General features: G+C 64.0%; 3 protein-coding genes. All 3 read left to right on the top strand.

The window, feature by feature from the left end:
• Positions 1-1,525: nitrate reductase subunit beta (gene narH / locus KBA32_RS05620; RefSeq protein WP_294356337.1), on the top strand; the 1,525-nt coding region annotated here is incomplete at its 5' end.
• Positions 1,526-1,527: 2 nt separating this feature from the next.
• On the top strand, positions 1,528-2,241 hold the full coding sequence (gene narJ, locus KBA32_RS05625) for a nitrate reductase molybdenum cofactor assembly chaperone (RefSeq protein ID WP_294356339.1): 714 nt from the start codon (positions 1,528-1,530) through the stop codon (positions 2,239-2,241).
• Positions 2,238-2,972, top strand: a complete 735-nt coding sequence (gene narI / locus KBA32_RS05630; protein WP_294356341.1) for a respiratory nitrate reductase subunit gamma — start codon at positions 2,238-2,240, stop codon at positions 2,970-2,972. The genes narJ and narI overlap by 4 nt, the downstream gene beginning before the upstream one ends.
• The last annotated feature ends 52 nt before the right edge of the window (positions 2,973-3,024 follow it).

Raw genomic sequence — 3,024 nt, forward strand, 5'->3', positions numbered from 1 at the left:
CATGAAAATTCGCGCTCAAATCGGCATGGTCCTGAACCTGGACAAGTGCATCGGTTGCCACACCTGCTCGGTCACCTGCAAGAACGTGTGGACCAGCCGTCCCGGCATGGAATACGCGTGGTTCAACAACGTAGAGACGAAACCCGGCATCGGCTATCCGAAGGAATGGGAAAACCAGGATCGCGGGAACGGCGGCTGGGTGCGCAAGGCGGACGGCAAGATCGAACCGCGCCAGGGCGGCAAGTGGAAGCTGCTGATGCGCATCTTCGCCAACCCGAATCTGCCCGAAATCGACGATTACTACGAACCTTTCACCTTCGACTATGACCACCTGCAGTCGGCGCCGGAATCGAAGGCAGCCCCGACCGCTCGCCCGCGCAGCCTGATCACCGGCAAGCGCATGGAGAAGATCGTCTGGGGTCCGAACTGGGAAGAAATCCTCGGCGGCGAGTTCTCCAAGCGCTCGAAGGACAAGAACTTTGACGACATCCAGAAGGAGATGTACGGCCAGTTCGAAAACACCTTCATGATGTACCTGCCGCGCCTGTGCGAGCACTGCCTCAACCCGGCGTGTGTGGCGAGCTGCCCGTCCGGCTCGATCTACAAGCGCGAGGAAGACGGCATCGTGCTGATCGACCAGGACAAGTGCCGCGGCTGGCGCATGTGCGTCTCGGGTTGCCCGTACAAGAAGATCTACTACAACTGGAAGTCGGGCAAGGCCGAGAAGTGCATCTTCTGCTACCCGCGCATCGAGGCCGGCCAGCCGACGGTCTGTTCGGAAACCTGCGTCGGCCGCATTCGCTACCTCGGCGTGCTGCTCTATGACGCCGACCGCATCGAAGCCGCCGCCAGCGTCGAGCACGACCGCGACCTGTACCAGGCGCAGCTCGACGTCTTCCTCGATCCCCACGACCCGAAGGTGATCGAGCAGGCCCGTATCGACGGCATCCCCGACTTGTGGATGGATGCCGCGCGCAACAGCCCGGTGTACAAGATGGCGGTCGAATGGAAAGTGGCGCTGCCGCTGCACCCCGAGTACCGCACGCTGCCGATGGTCTGGTACGTGCCGCCGCTCTCGCCGATCAGCGCCGCCGCCAACGCCGGCCACTTGGGCGTCAACGGCGAGATTCCCGACGTCAAGCAGTTGCGCATCCCGGTCAAGTACCTCGCCAACCTGCTGACCGCCGGCGACACGCAGCCGGTCGAGCGCGCGCTCGAACGCATGCTGGCGATGCGTGCCTACCAGCGCGCCAAGCACGTCGACAGCCACGTCAATACGGCGGTGCTGGAACAGGTCGGCATGAGCCAGGCCGAGGTCGAGGAGATGTACCAGATCATGGCCATCGCCAACTACGAGGATCGTTTCGTGATTCCGAGCACGCACCGTGAATACGCCGAAAACACCTTCGACGTGCGCGGCGGCTGCGGCTTCTCGTTCGGCAACGGCTGTTCCGACGGCGCCAGCGAAACGAGCCTGTTCGGCGGCACCAAGCGCCGCACCATCCCGATCAAGGCAGAGGTCTGATCATGCACACGAATCTTCCTAACCTCTCCATCGCGCTGCGCGTGCTCTCGCGCCTGCTGGCGTACCCCGACAGCCGCCTGCGCGTCGATCTCATCGACATGCGCGCGGCGCTGCACGCCGATAGCGCGCTCGGCGCGGGGCGCAAGGACGAGCTGTACGCGCTGATGCAGAAGCTTGAAACCGGCGACCCGCTCCGGAACGAGAGCGAGTTCGTCGAGCTGTTCGATCGCGGCCGTTCGACCTCGCTGCATCTCTTCGAGCACGTGCACGGCGACTCGCGCGACCGCGGCCCGGCGATGATCGATCTCGTGAAAACCTACGAGCAGGCCGGCCTCTACCTCGCGCCGGGCGAGCTGCCGGACTACCTGCCGGTGATGCTCGAGTTCGCCGCGACGCAGACGCCGCAGATCGCGCGTTCATTCCTCGGCGAGATGGCGCATCTGCTCAACGCCATCTTCAACGCCCTGCAGCAGCGCAAGAGCCCGTACGCCTGCGTGCTCGGCGCGTTGCTTGAACTGGCCGGCGAGCAGGCGCACGCAGTCAGGATCGAGCCCGACGAAGCGATTGACGCGGCCTGGGAAGAACCGGTCGTGTTCGACGGCTGCTCCTCGAAAGGCCAAGCGAAGTCCGGCCAGCCGCAAGCCATTCACTTTGTCAAAAACGATGCGTCCGGCCTGAGATCTTCAGGCGCTGCACACACCGGAGTCTCCTCATGAAAACACTCGATACCTTCCTGTTCGGCCTGTACCCGTACATCTGCCTCAGCGTTTTCCTGCTCGGCAGCCTGATCCGCTTCGACCGTGATCAATACACCTGGAAGAGCGACTCGTCGCAGCTGCTCAAAGCAGGTCAGTTGCGCTGGGGCAGCAACCTCTTCCACGTCGGCGTGCTGTTCCTGTTCTTCGGCCACTTCGTCGGCATGCTGACGCCCCACTTCGTCTACGAGCCGTTCATCACCGCCGGCCAGAAACAGGTGCTGGCGATGACCACCGGCGGCATCGCCGGCGCGCTGGCCTTCGTCGGCGTGACGATCCTGCTGCATCGCCGCCTCTCCGAGCCGCGTATCCGCGCGACATCGAAGACGAGCGACATCGTGCTGCTCGTCCTGCTCTGGCTGCAACTCGCGCTCGGTCTCGCCAGCGTGCCGCTCTCGGCGCAGCACCTCGACGGCAGCGTCATGATGCTGCTCGCCGAGTGGGCGCAGCGCATCGTCACCTTCCGTCCGGGCGCGGCGGAGCTGCTGGCCGGTGTGAACTGGGTGTTCCGCGCGCACATCTTCCTCGGCATGAGCATCTTCCTGGTCTTCCCCTTCACCCGCCTCGCGCACGTGTGGAGCGGCTTCGGCACGGTCGGCTATCTCGTGCGCCCGTATCAGGTTGTCCGTTCGCGTCGTCTGAACGTGCCGGCCGGTCACAATCAACCGCGCCAGCCGGGCGCGAGTGTTTGAGGATTCGATCATGCAGACCCATCAAACACCTCGGGAAATCGCCTCGATCAAC

Origin of the sequence: Propionivibrio sp. (genome assembly GCF_017995515.1) — a bacterium.
In the GTDB taxonomy this organism is placed as follows: Bacteria; Pseudomonadota; Gammaproteobacteria; order Burkholderiales; family Rhodocyclaceae; genus Propionivibrio.